Origin of the sequence: Paenibacillus sp. 1A_MP2, assembly GCF_052244825.1 — a bacterium.
In the GTDB taxonomy this organism is placed as follows: Bacteria; Bacillota; Bacilli; order Paenibacillales; family Paenibacillaceae; genus Paenibacillus; species Paenibacillus vandeheii.
The window spans coordinates 5,063,419-5,084,488 of record NZ_JBQQCS010000001.1 but is presented as its reverse complement, the minus strand read 5'-3'; the positions used below and the strand labels follow the sequence as shown (position 1 = coordinate 5,084,488).

The following is a 21,070-nucleotide window of genomic DNA, read 5'->3' as shown; positions in this document are numbered from 1 at the left end:
GAAAAAGAGAATCTCGTGTCTATTCCATAATGACCGAACATTCCTTCTGCAATGGTACGCCGAATAAGGCACATTGCAGTTTTTTTCATTAACGACTCTGTCAACGATGAAGGCTCAGTCGTTTCGTTTCACGACGAAAGAGTCTCCTCGTGGCCCTGGTGCTCCTGGAATGGAAACAATCTGTTTTTGCTGAATCATGATGCTTTTCTCTTTGGCGACTAGGCTGGGGGAGCGACCGTTCAGGCGACAACATGTGAAGGTGATAGGTGAAATCCGTGCCAACCGGGAGATGGAGCTTCCCACAGATGGTGCTTCGACAATCCACTCCGCTGAAGATTGCTGGCCTGTATATTGCTGGACGGTACGGAAAGTCCAGCTTTGAGTCAGGTTATGAAGCGTGATACACCATCGAGTACGATTAATTCTATAAATGGTAGCCCTGATCCCATCTCCTGGAGAAACAGGAAAAGGGATGACCGTCTCAACGTCCGGAAGAATTTCCCACCAGGCATAATAACTGGCTTTGCCGTTAACCCAATCATGGCCTGTTCCAGTCTGAATGAGATTGGAATTCTCGTATCCATCGATTCCGATCCAGGCTGAGGAGTATGAGGACTTGGATGAGGGTAAAACAAAGGGCACATTCCATTCGGCCGAGATACGTTTGAATTCACCTTTGTAACCCGCCCGTGCATAACCGCTCCAATTGGAGGAAATCCACCCGAAGCTTAGTGAAGAATTTGTTTTGCCTGTATGAGGAATACACGGTTTACGGCGTTTGTTGCGATTATTCGCCATAAGGCCACCTCCCATGTGATATACAGATACGAAATGATTCGTCCGATATTATCAAATGCATGGAAGAAGAAAGAGGACATGGACAATCTGAAAAGAAATATGTATTGAATGAATTTGAACGATTTATATGTTTTAGATGCATTGAATACGGATATTTGGAAATTGAAAAGTCGAATTTTGATGGTTTTTGAATGTTTATAAATTATTATGAACGAAAATGATTGTTTTTTACGAATTTTATGTTACTATAAAAGCAGTTGGAGGAATGAATATGCTAACTGAAGAACGATATGCTGCAATTATAGAGCGCTTACAAGAAAGAGGAATTGTGAAACTGCAAGAGCTCGTCGATGTACTCGGTGCTTCTGAATCAACGATACGGCGCGATTTGATCGACCTGGAGAGCCGACAGATGCTGAAACGCATACATGGTGGTGCTGCTCTGGTGAATGAAAAGACGCCAGAACCAGGTATGGAAGAAAAACGTTCAAAAACATTCAACAAAAAACGACCATTGCTCGTTTAGCTGCACAGGAGATCAACAATGGCGAATGCATCTATCTGGATGCGGGGACGACGACATTAGCCATGATTCCCTATATTGAAGCGAAGGACGTTACGGTGGTAACGAACGGACTTTCTCACGTAGAGGCGCTGGTAAGTAAACGAATTCGCAGCTATCTGCTTGGCGGTATGATGAAGATTCATACCAAAGCCGTGATTGGCAGTATCGCATTACAGAACATGGACAATTTCCGTTTTGATAAATGTTTTATTGGAACCAACGGAGTAGATGCCGAAATGGGGTATACAACTCCTGATCCGGAGGAAGCCTTGATTAAAAGACGCGCACATCAATTGTCCGGGAAATCTTACGTGCTGGCTGATTCTAGCAAAATTGGGGAAATTACATTTGCCAAACTGTTTGACCTGGAGGAGGCAGACTTGATTACTGAACGGATGCCGGAACACTGGCGTTCTGTAATCGCCCAGAAAACTAAAATAATTGAGGGATAACCATGATATATACCGTAACACTTAATCCTTCCATTGATTACATCGTGGAAGTAGATGATCTGAAGCTTGGTGAATTAAATCGTATGAACCGTGACCTGAAACTTCCAGGGGGAAAGGCATTAACGTATCGCGTGTGCTTAATCAACTGGGAGCCGAAAACACCGCACTGGGATTTCTGGGAGGGTTCACGGGTCGTTTCATTAATGACAAATTGCAGGATGATAAGATCCGGACGGACTTTGTTACCATTGAAGATGATACCCGGATTAATATCAAGCTGAAGCATGGAGACGAGACAGAGATTAACGGACAGGGACCAGCCATTCGTCCAGAGGAAGCAGAGCGTTTACTTAACAAGCTGTCTGCATTACAAAAAGGAGATATCGTCATTCTTTCCGGAAGTATACCGCCTTCTCTGGGAGCTAATTTCTATAATCGTCTTATCAACGTATGCAAGCAAACGAGTGCCGAATTTGTGATCGATACAACGGGACCTGCATTAATGGATGCTTTGGTACATGAACCGTTGCTGGTGAAACCGAATCACCATGAGCTTGCTGAACTCTTCGGAGTAACCATCGACACCCAGGAGGAACTGGTAACGTATGGTCGCAAGCTTTTGGAAGCAGGTGCCAAGCATGTGTTGATCTCCATGGCAGGAGAAGGCGCGTTGTTGATTACCAAAACAGATGTCTACCACGCGAGCGTGCCCAAAGGTGTCGTGAAAAACTCGGTTGGTGCTGGAGATTCCATGATTGGCGGATTTGTAGGAACATTTGGATTAAACGAAGATCTGCTTGAAGCTTTCCGAACAGGTGTTGCTTCAGGTAGTGCAACGGCTTTCTCGGATGACCTGGCAACTCGGGAACTCATCGAAGAGCTGCGTACTCAAGTCACTATAACCCAAGTATAGTCAGTACAAAATAAATCGAATGAATGCCCCTTTTTCGAATGAGGGGATTCATTGGATAGCAGATAACAGCGTAACAAGTGCAAATATAATCCGGTCTGCATCACGCAGGCCGACTGAACTTAAGGGAGTGTACCAAAATGAGAATAACAGACCTGATGATCCAGGAAACGATGATCATGGACCTGCAAGCCACGACGAAAGAAGAGGCTATCGATGAACTCATTGCAAGTTTAAACCGGAGCGGACGTATTAATGACCCGGTACTTTTCAAGGAAATGATTTATAAACGTGAAGCTGAATCCAGCACGGGGATTGGTGGCGGTATTGCCATGCCTCATGCTAAGACAACAGCAGTGAATGAACCTACAGTTGTATTCGCGAAGAGCCGAAAAGGACTTGATTTTGAAGCGCTTGATGACGAGCCGGCTCATATATTCTTCATGATTGCAGCTCCAGAAGGAGCTGCCAATACCCATCTTCGTACGCTCGCGGCTCTTTCCAGGCTGTTGATTGATAGCGATTTCATCTCGCAGCTAATGAGCACGGATACGCCAGCAGAAGTTACTGCATTATTCGATGCCAAACAGGCGGAGGAGGCGGAGAAAAAGGCTGCCAAAGAAAAAGCCGAAGCGGAGAAAGCAGCAAATGCTGCAAATGGAACAAACGTTGTATCCGGCTCGGGCCATACAAAGGGTCAGAAGCAGAGCGCATCTGGTGTTATTGTTGGCAATTCGGTATCTGAAGATTTTGTCGTAGCGGTTACAGCTTGTCCAACAGGTATTGCTCACACGTTCATGGCTGAAGACGCTCTCAAAAAGAAAGCGCAGGAAATGGGCATTAATATCCGAGTGGAGACGAATGGTTCCGAAGGAGCACAGAATGTACTGACAGCTGATGAAATCGCTCGTGCTAAAGGGGTAATCATTGCGGCGGATAAAAATGTGGAAATGGCCCGTTTCGATGGCAAACCGGTATTGCAAAGACCAGTGAGTGATGGTATTCGCAAATCCGAAGAGCTGATTCGTAAGGCAGTTAACGGGGACGCTCCGATCTACAGAAGCCAGGGCGGCAGTGCTGGCAAGGCTGAAGGAGAAAGCCAAGGCAAAGTGAGCGTGGGCAGCAAGATTTATAAAGATTTGATGAACGGAATCTCGCATATGCTTCCATTTGTCGTGGGTGGCGGTATTCTGCTCGCCATATCCTTCTTGTTTGAACAAATTGCAAGTCCGGAAAATCCTATCGTGCAGCTGTTGCAGACGATTGGGGGCGGAACCGGTGCGTTCCATTTCCTGATTCCTGTCCTTGCCGGATTTATCGCGATGAGTATCGGTGATCGTCCGGCCCTCATGCCTGGTATGGTGGGCGGATTGATGGCTGTTAATTCAAACGCCGGTTTCCTTGGTGGTCTGGCTGCCGGTTTCCTGGCAGGTTACGTAGTTATCGGTCTGCGCAAGCTATTTAAAGGATTGCCTAAAGCCATTGATGGTTTGAAGCCGATCCTGCTGTATCCCGTGTTCGGATTGCTTATCGTAGGTGCCATAAGTTTCTATGTCTTTGATCCAATTTTTGGTTCCCTTAACACATGGCTTGTCGATGCACTTGGCAATTTGGGTACCGGAAATGCCGTATTGCTTGGCCTCCTGCTTGGCGGCATGATGTCCATCGATATGGGTGGACCGTTTAACAAAGCGGCTTATACATTTGCCATCGGTGTATTCACATCAAGCGGCAATACAGATGGTGCCTGGATGGCAGCTGTTATGGCAGGTGGTATGGTGCCACCGCTGGCGATTGCATTAGCCACAACGTTCTTCAAATCCAAATTTACGGAGCAAGAACGCAAATCGGGTTTGACGAACTACGTGCTCGGATTTTCCTTCATCACCGAAGGTGCCATTCCATTCGCTGCAGCTGACCCGCTGCGTGTCCTGACATCCTGTATTCTCGGTTCTGCTGTTGCAGGTGGACTGACTCAACTGTGGAGCATTAACGTACCTGCTCCGCATGGCGGAATCTTCGTTGCGGCACTGGCGAATCACGCCTTACTCTTCCTGCTTGCTGTAGCAATCGGTTCAGTGATCTCCGGTCTGATCCTAGGACTTTGGAAGAAATCGCCGACCGTTCTGAAATAAATCAAAGGGTAAAGTTTTATCCAAGAGCAAGCTTTATCCCATAACGTTGTAAAATGGCATCTTCTGAGTGAAATTCACTGGGAAGATGCTTTTTATTTCGCTGTTGGTCATTCTGTGATAAAATAAATTATATCAATTAATGAAACGAGGTTTCATCTAATGAAACAATAGGAGGGGACAGAATGTCCAATGATCAGATTAAAGGTCAGGTGCGCAAGCAATTTGCTAAAAATGCAGATAAATATGTGACCAGTGTCGGCCATGCCAAAGGGGACGATCTGTCATTACTTGTAGCATCATCTCAAGCGAGTTCTGATATGAAAGTGCTGGATATTGCCACTGGAGGAGGACATGTTGCTAATGCATTAGCTCCACTTGTGGAGCAGGTTATTGCATTGGATTTGACGGAAGAGATGTTGCAGGTGGCTGAACGCTTTATCCGAGGAAATGGACACCAGAATGTGGATTTTGTAGTAGGGGATGCTGAACATATTCCTTTCGAGGATGATTTGTTTGACCTTGTGACCTGCCGCATAGCGGCACACCATTTTCCAGACGTATCTTCCTTTGTATCAGAGGCGCTGCGAGTATTGAAACCGGGCGGCAAGTTGTTATTGATTGATAATGTGGCACATGAGCGTGATGAGAACGACCAATTTTACAATGAAATCGAGAAGTGGCGTGATGCAAGCCATGTTCGGGCATGGCGTAAGACGGAATGGGTTCGGATGCTGGAGCTTGCCGGATTCCGAATGACTACGATGGTTACCTTTGAGAAGCGCTTCATTTTTGAAGACTGGTGCAACCGGGCTGGACTTCCGGAGGCGGAGAGCAGAGAGCTTGAAGCAAGCATGCTGAGCGCGCCATCTGTGATTAAGAAGTATTTCAAGTTTGAAGAGACACAACAGGGCAGACTCGTCAGTTTTGAGGGAGAAAGTGTATATATTCAGGCGATAAAAGCAAAATAAAGATTCACTATGGTTGAATGTTTCGTCGGAGTTAAAAGATTAAAAAAAGGCAGAAGTACCCATTTAAAGGGGCAACTGCCTTTTTTTAATTCGATACACATTTCGACAATCAAGGTTTCAATATAACTTTGGTACATTCGTCTTCAAATTTGCATTAAACGACAGGCCATTTTTCTTTACGCAATGCATGAAGCAGCTCGGGGAGGCGTTCAGGTTATCCCGTACAAGCTCTTCCGGGGTTAATGCCATCCATTGATTTAGAGAGATATCCTCAAAGCGATCACTTCTGAACATTTCCAAAAACCATAACGTGTCCGTACCCGTATTCTGAATATAATGGCCCATGGCTACAGGAACATATCCGACATCCCCAGCCCGATAATCAAAAGTGCGTGCAATACCATTTCCTCCAAACACCGTCATTCTACCTTGTCCGGTCAGATAGTACTGCCATTCATCTGCATTGGGATGCCAGTGAAGTTCGCGCATGCCTCCAGGTTTGATTTCAACCAGTGCTGCGGCAACCGTAGTAGAGATCGGGAAGTTGGTGGAATCCACAATGCGCACACTTCCTCCTGGTGTGATGATCGGTTTCTGGGCTAACAGTCGGTACTTAAAGGAGAGAGGGACCGTACCATATGGGGACTGCACTTCCTGACTTTCGAGGGAACCAGGAACCTGATCCTGAAAAATGTAAACCTGCTCTGTTGGCATGGATTGGAAAGCAGATTCAGGCACGCCAAAATTGACGGACAATACGTCCGGTGGCGTATGGGCAAACCAATCAGAGATGGATAACGTATTCAGATCAGAGAAGGAGCCGTCATCAAATACAAGCAAGAACTCACAACCATCAGCCAGTCCCTGAATGGAATGGGCAGACCTTTCGGGAAAAACCACAGATCTCCCGGTCCAACATCCGCGATAAAGTTACGACCATTCTGATCCACGGACGTAATCCGTGCTGTGCCCCAGATCATATATGCCCATTCAGACTGCTGATGCCAGTGCAGCTCCCGCACGCCTCCAGGTGTAAGACTCATATTCACACCAGCCAGTGTCGTGGCGATGGGCAGATCCCGTACTGTAATTTCACGGGACCAACCGCCATGGTTCAACTGCATATGTGTATCGGAAAAAGACATTCTCAGATTGGGTAATAATCCGTTGTCGGTCACCGGAGGAACCAGCATATCCGGATTTTGTAGATCTCTCATTACATCCCGAGGTCCCAGATCGGGACCTCCTGCACCGTCTTTTCGTATCGGCTGCGGTATAATTAACGGCTTGCTATTGTTGTTTTCATTGTTCATATGCAGACTCCTCCAGTTCAATCACTTCATCCAGGACAGTTGTTGTCGGTATAGTGAAGAGTATGAATCAGAGCTTGGCTAATATGAGGGACGGGAATAATCGGCGTTGACGGAGTGGAAAATAATGAGGTGAATGGCTTCCGCAATACAAGGTGAATTCAATTAGGTACTGAGAATGTTTGCACTGAAGGGTCGATCGAGTTGCAAATATTCATACTCATAAATTTCATGGACTCTGTTCAAAATGGCTGAGCCATGCTCCGTAAAACGAAGATTGGTGGGTTTATTTTTCATCAGGAACGTACCGGATGTAAGACTGGTTTGCGCAACAGCAGCGTTATAAAGCAGAGAAGCCCCGTGGCTTGGATGTGGAAAGAACAGCTTCATGATTGGTTTGATATAAAAGGGCAGTCCGGAAGTTTTATTGCCTCTGAGTGTGTTGTTGCCTCCAGGGTCCACGCTCAGTAACCGAATTTCTTTAGCCGCAGGGGTAGAAGCAGCTTCGCGTGTCCACAAAGATAGTGCGAGCTTCGAAGTCGCATAAGGACCGAACAATTTTTTGAACTCGGCTGGATGTTCCAGGATGTCCAGGTTAAAATGTTTGACCACCTTGAACGTACTGGTGGATGTATTGATTACTGTTTTCAAAGTGCTTTTGTGCAGAAGGTCCTGTAGTTCCATGTAAATGATGTACGGCACCACAGTCTGTAATTCAAAGTGCATTTCATGCCCCTGATCCGACAGCCGAAGATCGTAGCCGCTGCCTCCGGCATTATTAAATAGCACATCGATGGTATCCGTTTCGGATTTGATCTGATTGAGTGCTTTTCTCAGACTATCGTACTGGGTAAGATTAGCCTGGACCCAACGGAGCTGGCCGGAGCGCAATCCATCCTGAATATCACTGTCTTCCTTCGGGAAAGCGGAACGGTTAAGGCCGATAACGTGCCAGCCTTCGGCTATCAAAGTGCGAGTCAGTTCAAGACCAATTCCCGAAGTTGACCCTGTAATTAAAGCTGTACGATGTGTATGGTTTGAATTCATATTAATACCTCCTGAGTGAATGGGATGACAGAGTCAATCTGTCTAATGCGCTCATTCTATAATTTGGAGTCGACTCCAAGTCAAGCGTATTGTTGGCTTACATTTTATTTGTAGAGGATGCGACAAGCTGTGAACTAATCGCAATCTTGACTTGGAGCTGACTCCAAGTTGTAAGATAGAGATCAATGAAGACGGAGGAGGTCAACGATGATGAATAATGTTGAAGTGTTCTCTATTAAAGAGACGTCAGAACAGGCCGGATTATCGGAAGATACCATTCGTTATTATGAGAAGATTGGACTCCTTCCCCGGGCTGAACGCAAGGCTAATCGCCATCGGATATATCGGCAAGAGCATATCCAGACGATGAAGCTTATCACATGTCTGAAAAAGACAGGTATGTCATTGGAGGAGATGAAGCCGTACCTGCAGATGACGAAGGATTCAGATCTGGAAGATTTCCCGGATGAACGTGAAATGCTTTTAAATCATCGGAAGAAGATCGAGGCGCAGATTGCGTCTTTGCAGCAGATCGTCGATTTTATCGATGAGAAGATGGAAAAGCGTAGTATGTTTCCGGATGAGTGCCCGATTACCGGGGAGAACCAAATGTCTGTATTTGAAAAAAAGAATATTTTCTCCTGAGCGCTGCAAGCTCAGCCTAACCAAAAAACCACGTCATCATGACGTGGTTTTTTTGCTTATATTTAGCAATCAATATGAAGTGTATGACGAAGGCGTTTGATATCACTTTTGGGAGGAAGGCCATACATACGGGCATACTCCCGACTGAATTGGGAAGGACTCTCGTAACCAACCTGGAATGCAGCATCGGCTGCATCGGTTGACCCTGCAAGCAGCATTCGCCGGGCCTCCTGCAATCGAATCTGTTTTTGATATTGCAGTGGGCTCATGGCAGTAATGGCTTTGAAATGATAATGCAATGAGGACGTACTCATGTTGATCATGGAGGCCAACTGCTCGATTCGCAGTGGAAGCGCATATTCGGATTGGATCATTTCAATAACCTGGGCGATGTGCTGGGCATGACTGTTCTGAACTGCAAACTGCCTGATGGAATGTCCGTGTTCGTCCTGAATCAGGCGATATAGAATCTCGCGGATCATAAGCGGTGCAAGTACAGGAATGTCTTCAGGTGTATCCAGCAGTCGAACCAATCGGATTACGGATTCCAGAAGCGGGGGCTTGGTTGAACTTACAAACAGTCCCCGGCTTGATGAATTGTCGGGTTTGGTTTGTGAGGAGGGAGAATTCTGGATAAGATCGAAAATCTGCTTTGAATTAAAATCAAGTCGCAGACAGAGATAGGGATGATCTGGTGCAGCCTGTACAACCTGCCCTGAAATAGGCAAGTTTATGGAAGCGACCAAATACTGTGAATGGTCATAGGTGTAGCTCTCCCGTCCGAGAATAACCAGCTTGGACCCTTGGGCCACAATGCAAAGGGCGGGTTCATGCACGGTATGGATGGGCTCAGAAACCTGGGAAGCACGGATCAAAGCAAGGGAAGGAATGTCTGTTAGATGAACCCCGTCTTCGTGGGTAAAACGTCCGATCAAGCGGGCCAATTCCTGCTGCTGCTGAATAATAGCCGTGTCTGGTTCCATTTTTGAAAGCATGAATTACAGGCCTCCTTTTCTCGTACTTGTGTAACTATTTTAGAATGTGCTGGACGAATAGGCAAGAATACTGTGGGATTCTTCTATCGTACTGAGACGGATTCCTTACATAATGAAAATAAGCAATTGAATCTTTTGGACAACAGAAAGGAGTGTCGTGGAAATATGGTAGACAATACATCAGGAAGCAAACAAGAAGTGGAACACCCGTATGTTGGGATGTGGGTGACGAAGGACGGATACATCAGGCATGAGCTTCTTCTTGACGGTCGCTATGATGAAGCACGAGGAAATAGGCAAAGTGCATATCAAGGTCGCTATGTAGTCGATGAAGATCATATTGAATATGTGGATGATACTGGCTTTACTGCGGATGGGGACTTTAAGGACGGCGTGCTTTACCATGCGGGCATGGTTTTGTACAGAGAAAAGGGACAATAAAATATTATCAAAAGGGAGAGAAATCAATATGTCCAATGTAAAAGGGAAAGTGGTTGTGATTACCGGTGCAAGCAGCGGAATCGGGGAGGCAACGGCGCGTGTGTTGGCAGAGCAGGGGGCTCATGTTGTCATTGGTGCAAGACGGGAGGATCGGCTAAAGGCGCTGGCGTCGTCTATTCGATCAGAAGGTGGATCGGTTGAGTATCATACACTTGATGTTACACAGATGGAAGAAATGCAAACGATCGTTGAGTTCGCACTTACTTGTTATGGACGCTTAGATGTGATTGTAAATAACGCCGGAGTCATGCCGCTATCGCCTCTTGAAGCCTTAAAAGTGGACGAGTGGAACCGGATGATTGATGTTAACATTCGCGGTGTTCTGCACGGCATTGCAGCTGGTCTGCCAGTTATGAGAAAACAGGGCTCCGGTCAGTTTATTAATATCGCCTCTATCGGAGCCTATGCTGTGACTCCAACGGCTGCGGTATATTGTGCAACAAAATACGCTGTCCGTGCGATCTCGGAGGGTCTGCGACAGGAAGTAGACGGGGATATCCGCGTGACCCTTGTATCGCCGGGTGTGACTGAATCCGAACTTGCCGAATCGATTTCTGATGATGAAGCACGCGAGTTTATGAAGGATTATCGGCGCATTTCCATCCCGGCCACGGCTATTGCTCAGAGCATTCTGTATGCGATCAGCCAGCCAGCTGAGGTAGATGTGAATGAAATTGTGGTGAGACCCACAGCAAGCATGGCTTAAACGTCGCTGACCAACTTAAGAGATGTTCCCAACCGTGTAAACGGATTTGGGGACGTCTTTTTGTGCTCTGAAAGGGAGCTCGTCTAGATTGCAATATGGTATAGTAATGATCTAAGTAACGCACCAGAGAGAGGGGAATAATGCATTGACGCTGCAACAGCTAAAATATGTGATTGAAGTCGCCACGCGTGGCTCGATGAATGAAGCCGCCAAGCGGCTGTTTATTTCCCAGCCCAGCCTGTCGAATGCCATTCGGGATCTGGAACAGGAGCTGCGAATTACTATTTTTGAACGTACAAATAAAGGGATTACCTTGTCCAAAGAAGGCGTGGAATTTCTAAGTTATGCACGTCAGGTGGTAGAGCAGGCCGAATTGCTGGAGAATCGTTATTTGAATGCTAAGCCGTCTCCGCAACATTTCTCTGTCTCCACACAGCACTATGCTTTTGCGGTGAATGCATTCGTGAAGCTGGTACAGCAATATGGGCAGGAAGAATATGAACTGGCTCTGCGGGAAACGAAAACGTATGAGATCATCCAGGATGTCAAGAGTTTGCGCAGCGAGATCGGCATTCTTTATCTGAATGAATTCAATTCAAAGGTTATTAACAAGCTGCTCAAGGATGCGGGTCTGGTATTCAACAGTCTGTTTGTTGCCAAGCCGCATATCTTTATCAGTGTGCAAAATCCGCTCGCGAAGCAGGAGTCAGTTGCGATTGAACAGCTTCAGGATTATCCATACCTGTCCTTTGACCAGGGGGAGTATAACTCCTTTCATTTTTCAGAGGAGATCCTGAGCACACTTTCTCATCCCAAAAGTATACAGGTTAACGACCGGGCCACGCTGTTTAATCTGCTGATTGGTTTGAATGGATATACCATCTCGACAGGTGTGCTTAGTGCCGACCTGAATGGGAACGAGATCATACCCGTCCCGCTGGAGTGTGAAGAGACCATTAATGTCGGTTGGATCAGTCACAAAAATGCTTCGCTTTCCAATCTGGGCATGGAGTATGTTCAGGCTCTGCATGAGGCGATTCAACCCTGAATAGTCAGGAGCAAACCGTTTCCGTTCCATCGGAGTCGGTTTTTTTATTGTTTTTATATCATTCAGGTCTAGGGTAGACTATTATCTTCCCGTATAATATAGGGACATACTAATAATCATTTGCGTAAAAGTACGAAGGGAGAACGGTCAGTGCGAGTTTTATACCGAAACAAGAGTGAACAGCATGAGTTGACGATATATGATACATCCAAGCTTTATGGGGAAAAGGGCCGATTTCGTGTGCTGGAGTTCTCAAACGCAGCTGTTCAGGGCGCCATGGATCTGGACGAACCATCCCGAATGGTGCTGGAGTATCCGAGAGCGATGGCTCACCTGATGGAACGAAATAATCCTGATTATGAATCGGTTTTTGTGGTGGGACACGGCATTGGAACCTTATCAACCTACCTGTCTAAGCGTCAGGTAAAAGTTGCCGAACTCGATGCGGAAGTCGTTGAACTCAGCAAAACCTTCTTTGGATATAGTGGAGTTGATGTGCTGGTTGGTGACGGTCGTGAACTATTGGAGCGGGAAGCCTCAGGCTCCTACAATTATATTATTGTGGATGCGTTTACGGCTACGGGAACTCCTGCACAGTTCACTTCAAGCTCATTTTTCACGATGTTAAAAGACAAATTGCATTCGGGTGGTATCGTACTGATGAATGTATTCGGACGTGCGGGCAATGACAGGTTGGTGAATGCAATTCATACCACGTTACAGGAACACTTCGCTTATACGCGCTCATTTGCATTGCCAACTGAAACAACTGATGAAGTCCAAAACCGCATCTTGGTGGGTTGTGACGAACCCATCTCATTTCAATCGCGTCATATGGCTGGGTTTGTAGAACAACAGCCTGAAGAGGGCTATGTTATTGTAGATTGATATAATCTTAATCTCGTATACAGTCCAGTATGATTGCGAAGAAAGTACGAAAATGCAATCCACTTCACGCACTCAATTGTCATTAAATTGTCAATCTTCCTATGTATTTATTCGAACTTCATAAACTATTTATGTCTTCTTAACAACTTTCGTATAAAATAGAAGGAATATGCCTTTTCATGAAAAACCGGGGAAGCAATAATGATCGCAGAGAATAAAACACCCAGATTAAGAAGAAAAGTAAGGGAGTTCAAAAAAATCAGCCTTACCGCTCTGTTGAGTGGGTTGGTCACCATTGCCGTTTTGATGACATTGACCATTATGTTTATTTCATCGTATACATCCCAGAAGCAGTCGCTGATTAATAATACACTCTCACTGAATTATTCAAGTGCCGTGCAAATGAGCCAAACACTGGACTCGTTGTTTCAATCCATGCAGGGCAGTTTGAAGTATTCAGCCAATTATTTTCCGGAAATGGATTATGCAGACGCCAATAAACTGGATTCCACACTGGATTTGATTCGAAACAGCAGTAATTATTTCAATTCGGTTTCTCTGGTAGATGAATCGGGAATCATTCGGGGTTCATCTCCCTATTTGGAAAAAAGCTTCGGACAGCCTATCACTTCGGATATAGCCAAAAAAGCGTTCAAATCCAGAGCTTCCTATATCTCTGAAGCGTACCGCGCGCCGTATTCGCAACGAAGAACCGTTTTTGTGAGTGAACCGATCTTCAGTCCATCAGGTGAATTCAAAGGTTTGATTAGCGGGAGCATCTATCTGCAGGAAAACAATATCTTGAACCTGTCATTTGGCAGCCAGCTCAAGACCAGTAATGGTTCTTATTTTTTTATTGTTGATGCTAAAGGAACATTGCTATTTCACCCCGATACGGAAAGAATCGGTGAAAATCTAAGCAAAAATCAAGTTGTGCAGAAATTGCTAAACGGACAGAATGGTAAAGAACAATACAAGAATCTGGCTGGTGTGGACTCACTCGCAGGTTATTATAAGGTGCCGACAACCGATTGGGGAGTTGTTGTTGTATCTCCAACCCAGATGGTGTACGATCAGCTGAATCAACATATTCGCATGCTGCTCTTGTACACCTCAGTGCCATTCATCATTCTGACGCTTATCGTTATTCGTGTAGCACGCAAGCTGGCCAGTCCGTTTGTTTACCTTGCCGACCTGGTTAACCAAGTGGATCAGGGCAAAGTAGATTTGCCTGTAATGAAGCCGCATTGGAACAGAGAAGCTGACCTGTTAACGCGCACCGTGCTGAGTACATTGGCGAATTTTCGAAAGCAGAAGGATCAGCTTACGTATGATGCCAGAACGGATGTATTAACTGGAATGACCAATCGCAGAACATTTGAAGAAGTTATTCAGCACTGGATTGATGAAGAAGTTCCTTTCTCCATTGTGGTCCTGGATATTGACCGCTTCAAATCCATAAACGATACGTATGGGCATCATGCGGGGATCAGGTTCTGAAGCATATTGCGAATATCATTAAATTGTCGGTTCGGACGCAGGATGTATGTTCCCGGTTTGGCGGCGAAGAGTTTGTTGTGTTATTACGACATACGGAATCCAAAACAGCGTATCAGATTGCCGAAAATATTCGAGTATCTGTGGAACAGAGCGTACTGCCTATTGATCGTTCTGTAACGATTTCGGCAGGTATTGCCGAATATCCGTTGCATTCTACAACAGCCACAGAGTTGTTCCATTTGGCGGACAATGCGTTATATCAAGCCAAAGAAGAGGGACGTAATCGTACCATTACAATCCAAACGGTCATCAAATAAGATGTTACGGGCCTCATATCGAAATAAAAGAAGCTAATCCTATCTGAGAAAGGGATTAGCTTCTTTTGTCTTTTGTTTAGACTTCTTGAGATCTGGCCAGGACTTCATTCGTATACTGTTCTCCCCAGTCTCGCATGCTGTAAATAATCGGCCGGAGCGTTTCTCCAAACGGTGTAAGCGAATATTCCACTTTGGGCGGAACCTGAGGAAATATTTCCCTGTGAACAATTCCGCTGCTTTCCAACTCTCTTAACTGGAGAGTTAACATCCTTTGGGTGATATCTGGAAATAATTTTCGGATCTCGTTGAATCTTAACGAACCAGAGAATAGGTGATATAGAATCGCACCTTTCCATTTGCCTCCGATGACACTAAGCGTGACTTCGACGGCACAGCCATAAGGAGTGGGACACTCATCAATGGTTTTCTTTTTCATTATAATTGCACCTCCATGTCGTGGTGGTTATTTATGGTATCTATTGGAGTACTACATCACATAATTGTACGTATCATTCATCTATGAGCATATCACTTCTCTCTTGGATTATAAACCCCATGGCTCAGTATGATGTTCAGACAACAAAGAACCCTGGCTTCGTGTTAACGAAACCAGGGTTAGGGAATGAAAGACTAATTATATCAAATGGTCCAGGGAGTATGCCCCTGCACCCGCAAGTGCAACACCGATCAACGATCCGAGTATAACCAGATTGTATTCGAATCCTCCGTTCAGATTCCAAAGTCCCTTACCTGCATGAACTTTCACTATGGCAATAACCATAGGAATTATGAGCAAAATGGCAGCAACACCAGTCCAGAGACCTGCTCCAAACAGAAATCCACCGATTAATTCAATAAGCCCTCCACAGACCGCCATAACTCTCGCAGGTTTCAGACCAACCGCTCCGAAAAATTCGGCAGTTCCTGATATGCCCTCTCCACCAAACCAGCCAAACAGTTTCTTGCATGCATGACCCATCATAATGAAACCAATAACAAGTCGAATAATAAGTAATCCGGTGTCTAACATGTACTCTTTTCCTCTCCTCTGGTCATATGAAACGGATTCGTCTAGTATCGTATATACGTCAGATAAGTGACGCCAGAATGGTATCACATAACGCCATGGTTTCAATATTATCCCTGCCACTGGAATGTGGAACAGACTTGTTCTGACAGCATTCCATGAAATGAGCCATCTCACCTACAAATCCTCGTAAGTAGAGGTCGCGATAAGCCCCTGACATGGGTGAGCCGGAAGGGGTGAAAACAGTATCCTGCTCCTCAAGGGATTTCCAAGGAAGGTTACTTCCTGTGCGGGATGGATGAACCGTGAGTGTGTTAATCTCATCTGCTAACGCAAATCCGTCGTCAAAGGTGACGAGTACACTTTCGCTCTCACGTGACCATGCATTCATGCCTGCAAAGTAGACACTGCCCACCACACCCTGATCAAATTTAAGGGAAATGCTCTGGTTGATATGTTCTCCGTCCTTAACCGTCGTGCCTGTAACATGAACGGCTTCCCCGAACAGAAAACGCATCAGATCAACCATATGAATGGCAGCGAGTTTCATAAATTGTTCCTCATCCTTGCAGAATGGTGTGCTGTCTACAGCGAACTTCAGTTGGAAAGAACGTGCTCTGCCCAATGATCCGCCATCAATCAGTTCCTTAAGTTTTATGTAGATCGGAGCATACCGTTTCATAAATCCAACCATGACAACCACACCTGCTTTTTGGGCAGCCTCAGCCACAGCAGCGGCCTCCGCAGCGTTCCATCCGAGTGGTTTATCCACATATACATTTTTGCCAGCCCGGATGCATTCAAGGGCAAGGGCAGTCTGATCCTCTGGTTGCGCCACAACAACAACGCCATCAGAGTCTTCATTCTGCAACATCAGCTGAGTATTGTCATAGGCTTTCCCGTTGCTTCCAAAACGAAGAAGCGCCGCCTTGGAACGTTCAATACTGCGGGTAGCAATGGCCTGAATTTCTGCTCCTGCTTCAACCGCAGAAGGATATATATTTGTGGATGCATGAAAACCTGCACCGATAAAACAAAGTTTTGCTTTTTTCATGTGGGATCTCTCCTTTAAATTCATATCACCATTCACCTAATGTCTACGATAGGGAGTTTGGATATGATAAAAAAGGACATATGTCCTATTGTTGAAGCTTGGAAAAAGATGTTGCAAACTTATTTTAGAGCATGTATACTCTTAATTACGGTAAAACAAGCTATTGCTTGACCGGAATGCTTTTCATCCATGATGAGAAGATACATATTATGCGGTCGTGGCGGAATTGGCAGACGCGCACGGTTCAGGTCCGTGTGGGCTAACCCCCGTGGAGGTTCGAGTCCTCTCGACCGCATCAAAGTAAAAACTCGCGAAATTGCTCAAGGGCAATTCGCGAGTTTTTTTATTTATTGAATTTCAATTGTTGCACATATAGTCCTGCGATCGCTCCAGCAATACCGAAGAGCGCAACACTGGCCATGACTTCATACGCTTGAAAGCGAAACAAAAAGCGATGCCGCTGCCAAATGTCGTTCCGGCGAGAAATCCGAGAGAAATCCCTATTTCTTTGGTTAATTTCATAGGTTCACCTGCTTGGGAATGTGAGTTTAGGATTTGCAAATTTTTAAAACAGGAAGTAAAGTGTGATCAGGAAAATACTCACATTTTATTTCCTTTATTCATTTTGTGGTTTTATCCGTGCAATTATGCATGATATTTCTTAAGGGAGGTAAGAGCGAATGAATATGAACGAGCGAATTGCAGCATGGAACGAAGAAGCGCAGAATTGTACTTGTGGGCATCATCACCGTCTGGTGCAAATGCAGGTTTATTTGGAGCATGGAGCGATCCGGCAATTACCTGGCTATTTATCCGAGCAAGGATACAGACATGTGGCCGTTGTTTATGATCGATATACGGGACCGGCAGCAGGATACCAAGTAATAAAGAACATTCAAGAAGCGGGCGTTCAAGTGGATAAGATATGCATGCCAGAGAACAAATCAGGGGACGTGATCGCCGACGAGGCGGGAATTGTGCAGGTATTGCTGGGTGTGAAACAGGGAAGTCAGGCGATCATTGCTGTTGGTTCAGGGACCATTCATGATCTGGTGCGATTTGTTTGTTCCAAAATGAACAAGCCCTTTCTGTCCGTACCGACAGCAGCTTCGGTTGACGGATTTACCTCGGCAGGTGCACCTCTTATTGTAAGCGGCGTCAAACAGACTTTTCAGGCGGTACCGCCTGAAGCTATATTCGCGGACATCGATATTTTGGAGCAGGCTCCGCAAGAGATGAATGCCGCCGGATTCGGGGATATGCTTGGAAAATATACATCACTGGCGGACTGGGTGGTTTCCAGGGATCTGGGTGGGAGCCATTCTGTCCAGTAGCTTATCGCATGACAGAAGAAGCACTAATGACCTGTGTGGAGCATGTACAAGGTATCGCCGAAGGGCGGGCCGATGGTGTAACTGTGTTAATGGATGCGCTGATTGCTTCCGGCATTTCCATGCTGATCATTGATCATTCCCGTCCTGCATCTGGTGGTGAACATCACGTGTCCCATCGGTGGGAGATGGATCTAATGGAGGCAGGGCACAGGCCTGTTTTGCATGGTGCCAAGGTGGGTGTCGCCTGTACACTGCTTGCGGTAAAATACAAAGATCTTGCACAACAATCCGACAAACCGGTTTTCCGTATATACAATAATCTGCCTGATTCATCCCAGCTTACAGCTTGGCTAGAGCAGGTGGGCGGCCCTACAACAACTGAACAACTGGGGATATCCATGGAGATGGTGGAACATGCGTTCACCACAGCTCATTTGCTTCGGGATCGGTATACAGGCCTGAAATATATCAACGAGATTCTTAACGTGGGTACGAAATAAGGTTGGAGAGATATAACCAGTGTTGTTTTGCGTTATTAGTTGTACGTACAAATATAGAATGAATTATGTAATGTATGAGACAAAATCGTGTTGTTGTTTATAATAAAGGTAATTATGTTTGATTCGAAAGCAACATATTCCTAATGAGTTACTCAGAAAGCCTGGTCAGTCAAGGGGTTGAGGTGGAATAAACGTTATACAAGCCGGATTCATGTATGAATTATAGCCTATCTCCTTTGGGGAACAGGCTTTTTTTTACTTTTTATAACAAGTCTAAAATTAATTTGTTCGTACAAATATACGTGAACGTAATGCCAGCCATGAAGTTCTATTCTTTTAAATACGCCATGTTTTAATGGAGTGGTTTGCAAGTGCCTTTAAAGTATATACGGGAGATGTAGCCGTTCTTGAAGAGATAGAGTTTTGCCTCGTTCAGAGAGTGAGCTGTATGGGCGCAGGGAAGGGAGTGACGAGGGGTCGGAGGATGATGCAACCAAAGGTGGTTAGAGGGCAGGAGGACCGCTTATCGACCTGGAGAGATGATGCTGAGTTCACATGACTAGAGAAATGGTAACCTAATATCACCTGTACGATGAAACTTAACTTTAAAAAGGCTCTGTCTTTCCCGTGAGGGAGGACAGAGCCTTTTGGTTGTTCGCTAATTTAGTTATTGTGGCGATCTTTCAAGATGACATCTGCGAACAAAATAGTTTTCGGGATGCGGAAAAACTGTTCCGCTTGTTCTTGAAACGCAGCAGAAGGCAGCGTTCCCTGATGCAGCCATTTGCGGAAAGTGCCGGGTGAACCCCGATCCAGTGGCTGACATCTGTCACCGACAAATCATGGACCATACACAAGCCTGTCAGAATACGGTTGCTAACCGGAGAACGGGTCACCGTACGCTTCATGAAACGGGAAGGCTCGGGCTGACAAATGACAGGGCTTTTGCGTACCACTTCTTCATTAAAAAGAATGTGACGCGGGTAGCCAAGCAATTGACATGCCTTGTCCAAATTGGTACTGCCGGGTATCCGTCCTTCATACACCCACGCGCTGACGCTGCGTGAAGAGATGGATAGATCTTCGGCGAGCTGGGACAACTTGATATCATTGGCCATCAGCACGGCAAGAAGAACACGGTTGCGGATTTGACAGCGTGTCGGTTTTCGGAATCGTTTAACACGGACGCCTTTTCCCAAATATTTACGGTTGATCAGAGACCACGCCTGGATGGAATGTTGTTCTGGTTGATTAGGCATATTTCCTCCGATTTTTTTAACCAAATACTACAATAAGTATGGGGGTACTTTCAAGTGCCGGGTGCACCTGTTTCAAATGAGCCGATGCGTGAATCCGCTCCAAAGGAGGAATTATGAACTAGAACAGACGTAATTCACATCCTAGTATATTCCTAGATTACAATGTTTCACTAAATTTAAGGGATCAAATAGATAATCAATAAAAATAAAATGAGTCTAATTACCTATTAGTGTGACTATAGTACTTTTATCTATTTTTTGTTGATATGATGCGGTTTATTTCCCTGATTTACCCATAAATATTCGATTTCCGTTAAAGGAACCGATTTCCAATGTGCACAAATCTGAAATTAGAAATCCGCTTGGTCAGCCAGGCATGTGGCCTGTCAAAATCTCTTACTCTTACATATCTTGTATAGAGATCAAATGAGAGGGAGAGGTGAGAAACGTGAATCCATCCGTAAGTACCTTTGCTGCCATTTCAGGGGCGTTCATGACGTTTGCTTTTGGTGGATGGGATCAGCTGCTTAGCTTGCTGGCGGTTGCAATGGCTGTGGATTATATTACGGGTCTCGCTGCGGCAGTCAGAACGGGTAAAGGATTGAATAGTAATGTTGGATTTTGGGGGCTCGCGCGCAAAGGCCTTATGTTGACGGTTATTCTGCTAGCCCACCGAATTGACATGCTCATGGGAACTGACATTATTAAAGGGGGAGCCATCTACTTTTATCTCGTGAATGAGCTGATATCCATTACCGAAAATTATGCCCGCATCGGGCTTCCGCTGCCTGACAAGCTCAGACAAGCTATAGCAGTGCTCAAAAAGCAGGAGAGTTTGTCTGACCGGGAATGGCCTCAACCGCAGCCGAGCTTGGAGGATCAGGAGACAAAAGATCAAGCGACGGAAGTTGTCCCGGACAAACAGACAAACCCGAGTGAACAGACAGATAATACGCCTCAGGAGAAATCAAAGGGCGAATGAAAGCAGCCCCGATTAGATTGACTTTGAAGAGAACGTTTCCAAGTATCCTTTCGTAATAGAGGACGTTATGATATATTTTGGATACAAGAAAATTCATTCATACCAATTATTATACTCAAATGAGGTGCT

16 protein-coding genes, 1 tRNA gene and 6 pseudogenes are annotated in these 21,070 nt (G+C 45.5%); 14 read left to right on the top strand and 9 right to left on the bottom strand.

The window, feature by feature from the left end; translation table 11 throughout:
- Window positions 1–114 precede the first annotated feature (114 nt).
- Window positions 115–798, bottom strand: a complete 684-nt coding sequence (locus tag ACTWJ7_RS24735; RefSeq protein WP_301879460.1) for a G1 family glutamic endopeptidase — start codon at window positions 796–798, stop codon at window positions 115–117.
- A gap of 271 nt (window positions 799–1,069) precedes the next feature.
- Here ACTWJ7_RS24735 and ACTWJ7_RS24730 point away from each other — a divergent pair.
- From ACTWJ7_RS24730 to ACTWJ7_RS24715, 4 genes and pseudogenes are all read left to right on the top strand, one after another.
- Window positions 1,070–1,815: pseudogene (locus tag ACTWJ7_RS24730) on the top strand (DeoR/GlpR family DNA-binding transcription regulator).
- Window positions 1,816–1,817: 2 nt separating this feature from the next.
- Window positions 1,818–2,728 (top strand): annotated as a pseudogene (gene pfkB, locus ACTWJ7_RS24725) (1-phosphofructokinase).
- A 137-nt stretch (window positions 2,729–2,865) separates the two neighbouring features.
- Window positions 2,866–4,860 carry a PTS fructose transporter subunit IIABC gene (locus ACTWJ7_RS24720; protein WP_301879457.1) on the top strand — a complete coding sequence of 665 codons (1,995 nt, stop codon included), beginning with the start codon at window positions 2,866–2,868 and terminating at the stop codon, window positions 4,858–4,860.
- Between the two features lie 182 nt (window positions 4,861–5,042).
- Window positions 5,043–5,828, top strand: coding sequence for a class I SAM-dependent methyltransferase (locus ACTWJ7_RS24715; protein WP_301879456.1), 786 nt, complete (start codon window positions 5,043–5,045; stop codon window positions 5,826–5,828).
- Between the two features lie 154 nt (window positions 5,829–5,982).
- Here ACTWJ7_RS24715 and ACTWJ7_RS24710 read toward each other — a convergent pair.
- Window positions 5,983–7,141 (bottom strand): annotated as a pseudogene (locus ACTWJ7_RS24710) (oxalate decarboxylase family bicupin).
- A gap of 162 nt (window positions 7,142–7,303) precedes the next feature.
- On the bottom strand, window positions 7,304–8,185 hold the full coding sequence (locus ACTWJ7_RS24705) for an SDR family NAD(P)-dependent oxidoreductase (protein ID WP_301879453.1): 882 nt from the start codon (window positions 8,183–8,185) through the stop codon (window positions 7,304–7,306).
- Between the two features lie 207 nt (window positions 8,186–8,392).
- Here ACTWJ7_RS24705 and ACTWJ7_RS24700 point away from each other — a divergent pair, with 207 nt between their 5' ends.
- Window positions 8,393–8,830, top strand: a complete 438-nt coding sequence (locus tag ACTWJ7_RS24700; protein ID WP_301879452.1) for a MerR family transcriptional regulator — start codon at window positions 8,393–8,395, stop codon at window positions 8,828–8,830.
- A gap of 62 nt (window positions 8,831–8,892) precedes the next feature.
- Here the strand turns inward: ACTWJ7_RS24700 and ACTWJ7_RS24695 are convergent, their stop codons facing one another.
- The gene (locus ACTWJ7_RS24695) at window positions 8,893–9,825 is read right to left on the bottom strand and encodes an AraC family transcriptional regulator (protein ID WP_079345700.1); all 933 of its coding nucleotides are present in this window, start codon (window positions 9,823–9,825) and stop codon (window positions 8,893–8,895) included.
- A gap of 165 nt (window positions 9,826–9,990) precedes the next feature.
- On the opposite strand from ACTWJ7_RS24695, the gene ACTWJ7_RS24690 reads away from it, so the two are divergent.
- From ACTWJ7_RS24690 to ACTWJ7_RS24670, 5 genes and pseudogenes are all read left to right on the top strand, one after another.
- The gene (locus ACTWJ7_RS24690; protein ID WP_301879449.1) at window positions 9,991–10,266 is read left to right on the top strand and encodes an Atu4866 domain-containing protein; all 276 of its coding nucleotides are present in this window, start codon (window positions 9,991–9,993) and stop codon (window positions 10,264–10,266) included.
- 28 nt (window positions 10,267–10,294) lie between these two features.
- Window positions 10,295–11,032, top strand: coding sequence for an SDR family oxidoreductase (locus ACTWJ7_RS24685; protein ID WP_079345696.1), 738 nt, complete (start codon window positions 10,295–10,297; stop codon window positions 11,030–11,032).
- Between the two features lie 145 nt (window positions 11,033–11,177).
- Window positions 11,178–12,080, top strand: coding sequence for a LysR family transcriptional regulator (locus ACTWJ7_RS24680; protein WP_301879447.1), 903 nt, complete (start codon window positions 11,178–11,180; stop codon window positions 12,078–12,080).
- A gap of 150 nt (window positions 12,081–12,230) precedes the next feature.
- Window positions 12,231–12,968 carry a spermidine synthase gene (locus tag ACTWJ7_RS24675; protein ID WP_079345694.1) on the top strand — a complete coding sequence of 246 codons (738 nt, stop codon included), beginning with the start codon at window positions 12,231–12,233 and terminating at the stop codon, window positions 12,966–12,968.
- A gap of 201 nt (window positions 12,969–13,169) precedes the next feature.
- Window positions 13,170–14,785 (top strand): annotated as a pseudogene (locus ACTWJ7_RS24670) (sensor domain-containing diguanylate cyclase).
- 76 nt (window positions 14,786–14,861) lie between these two features.
- Here ACTWJ7_RS24670 and ACTWJ7_RS24665 read toward each other — a convergent pair.
- The 3 genes from ACTWJ7_RS24665 to ACTWJ7_RS24655 all read right to left on the bottom strand — a co-directional run bounded on the left by ACTWJ7_RS24665 (window position 14,862) and on the right by ACTWJ7_RS24655 (window position 16,866).
- Window positions 14,862–15,221 (bottom strand): winged helix-turn-helix transcriptional regulator, encoded by a 360-nt coding sequence (locus tag ACTWJ7_RS24665; protein WP_079345690.1) that lies wholly within the window; start codon window positions 15,219–15,221, stop codon window positions 14,862–14,864.
- 198 nt (window positions 15,222–15,419) lie between these two features.
- Window positions 15,420–15,815 carry a DoxX family protein gene (locus tag ACTWJ7_RS24660; protein WP_079345688.1) on the bottom strand — a complete coding sequence of 132 codons (396 nt, stop codon included), beginning with the start codon at window positions 15,813–15,815 and terminating at the stop codon, window positions 15,420–15,422.
- 58 nt (window positions 15,816–15,873) lie between these two features.
- Window positions 15,874–16,866: a Gfo/Idh/MocA family protein gene (locus ACTWJ7_RS24655; RefSeq protein ID WP_301879445.1), complete on the bottom strand. Its 993-nt coding sequence runs from the start codon at window positions 16,864–16,866 to the stop codon at window positions 15,874–15,876.
- Window positions 16,867–17,077: 211 nt separating this feature from the next.
- On the opposite strand from ACTWJ7_RS24655, the gene ACTWJ7_RS24650 reads away from it, so the two are divergent.
- A tRNA-Leu gene (locus tag ACTWJ7_RS24650) sits at window positions 17,078–17,161 on the top strand.
- Between the two features lie 62 nt (window positions 17,162–17,223).
- On the opposite strand, the gene ACTWJ7_RS24645 is transcribed toward ACTWJ7_RS24650, so the two are convergent.
- Window positions 17,224–17,388 carry a hypothetical protein gene (locus tag ACTWJ7_RS24645; protein WP_443145957.1) on the bottom strand — a complete coding sequence of 55 codons (165 nt, stop codon included), beginning with the start codon at window positions 17,386–17,388 and terminating at the stop codon, window positions 17,224–17,226.
- Between the two features lie 158 nt (window positions 17,389–17,546).
- On the opposite strand from ACTWJ7_RS24645, the gene ACTWJ7_RS24640 reads away from it, so the two are divergent.
- The gene (locus tag ACTWJ7_RS24640; RefSeq protein ID WP_443145956.1) at window positions 17,547–18,200 is read left to right on the top strand and encodes an iron-containing alcohol dehydrogenase; all 654 of its coding nucleotides are present in this window, start codon (window positions 17,547–17,549) and stop codon (window positions 18,198–18,200) included.
- An 8-nt stretch (window positions 18,201–18,208) separates the two neighbouring features.
- A complete protein-coding gene (locus ACTWJ7_RS24635) occupies window positions 18,209–18,700 on the top strand; it encodes a hypothetical protein (protein ID WP_443145955.1) in 492 nt (163 codons plus the stop codon).
- A gap of 663 nt (window positions 18,701–19,363) precedes the next feature.
- Here the strand turns inward: ACTWJ7_RS24635 and ACTWJ7_RS24630 are convergent.
- A pseudogene (locus ACTWJ7_RS24630) lies at window positions 19,364–19,959 on the bottom strand (helix-turn-helix domain-containing protein).
- Between the two features lie 439 nt (window positions 19,960–20,398).
- On the opposite strand from ACTWJ7_RS24630, the pseudogene ACTWJ7_RS24625 reads away from it, so the two are divergent.
- Window positions 20,399–20,794: pseudogene (locus ACTWJ7_RS24625) on the top strand (phage holin family protein); the annotation flags it as partial.
- Between the last annotated feature and the right edge of the window lie 276 nt (window positions 20,795–21,070).

Bases quoted from the DNA above. Each gene is read 5' to 3' on its own strand.
- ACTWJ7_RS24700 (WP_301879452.1), top strand. From the start codon at position 8,393: ATGATGAATAATGTTGAAGTGTTCTCTATTAAAGAGACGTCAGAACAG.
- ACTWJ7_RS24695 (WP_079345700.1), bottom strand. From the start codon at position 9,825: ATGCTTTCAAAAATGGAACCAGACACGGCTATTATTCAGCAGCAGCAG.
- ACTWJ7_RS24635 (WP_443145955.1), top strand. From the start codon at position 18,209: ATGACAGAAGAAGCACTAATGACCTGTGTGGAGCATGTACAAGGTATC.
- ACTWJ7_RS24660 (WP_079345688.1), bottom strand. From the start codon at position 15,815: ATGTTAGACACCGGATTACTTATTATTCGACTTGTTATTGGTTTCATT.
- ACTWJ7_RS24720 (WP_301879457.1), top strand. From the start codon at position 2,866: ATGAGAATAACAGACCTGATGATCCAGGAAACGATGATCATGGACCTG.
- ACTWJ7_RS24645 (WP_443145957.1), bottom strand. From the start codon at position 17,388: ATGAAATTAACCAAAGAAATAGGGATTTCTCTCGGATTTCTCGCCGGA.
- ACTWJ7_RS24655 (WP_301879445.1), bottom strand. From the start codon at position 16,866: ATGAAAAAAGCAAAACTTTGTTTTATCGGTGCAGGTTTTCATGCATCC.
- ACTWJ7_RS24640 (WP_443145956.1), top strand. From the start codon at position 17,547: ATGAATATGAACGAGCGAATTGCAGCATGGAACGAAGAAGCGCAGAAT.
- ACTWJ7_RS24685 (WP_079345696.1), top strand. From the start codon at position 10,295: ATGTCCAATGTAAAAGGGAAAGTGGTTGTGATTACCGGTGCAAGCAGC.
- ACTWJ7_RS24665 (WP_079345690.1), bottom strand. From the start codon at position 15,221: ATGAAAAAGAAAACCATTGATGAGTGTCCCACTCCTTATGGCTGTGCC.
- ACTWJ7_RS24735 (WP_301879460.1), bottom strand. From the start codon at position 798: ATGGCGAATAATCGCAACAAACGCCGTAAACCGTGTATTCCTCATACA.
- ACTWJ7_RS24690 (WP_301879449.1), top strand. From the start codon at position 9,991: ATGGTAGACAATACATCAGGAAGCAAACAAGAAGTGGAACACCCGTAT.
- ACTWJ7_RS24715 (WP_301879456.1), top strand. From the start codon at position 5,043: ATGTCCAATGATCAGATTAAAGGTCAGGTGCGCAAGCAATTTGCTAAA.
- ACTWJ7_RS24705 (WP_301879453.1), bottom strand. From the start codon at position 8,185: ATGAATTCAAACCATACACATCGTACAGCTTTAATTACAGGGTCAACT.